Origin of the sequence: Bacillus sp. Xin1, from assembly GCF_013314535.1 — a bacterium.
GTDB lineage: Bacteria > Bacillota > Bacilli > Bacillales > Bacillaceae_G > Bacillus_A.
Genome location: NZ_JABUAE010000193.1, coordinates 1 through 321 on the forward strand (window position 1 = coordinate 1; position 321 = coordinate 321).

The following is a 321-nucleotide window of genomic DNA, read 5'->3' on the forward strand; positions in this document are numbered from 1 at the left end:
ACCTGTATTATGCTGGAAGAGGGCACAACTGGTATTAATGGCTCAATTGATTTAGACACTTCGTTCCATCTCCTTTCTCTGTATTGATACTACTTGCTTCTTTTGCTGTCCTTGCGATTGTATATGAGATTGTTGCTGTTTTTCTGTTGATTGTATGACTGCCTTCAGTACATCATTCCAATCTTTTTCCTGTGATGGAAGATGCATTTGGACACGTGGATTAATCGTTAATGCCCCTATCTTTTCTGTGAATTCTTTCCCCGCTTTATCATTATCTACTGCTAGAACAATCCGATTCACGGGAAATCCTTCATCTTTTGT

Annotated in this window: 1 protein-coding gene; it reads right to left on the reverse strand. The window is 38.9% G+C overall.

The genetic code is table 11. The annotated features are described in order from the left end of the window. Positions 1-51: 51 nt before the first annotated feature. Positions 52-321: toprim domain-containing protein (locus tag HRG09_RS28470; protein WP_174104119.1), on the reverse strand; the 270-nt coding region annotated here is incomplete at its 5' end.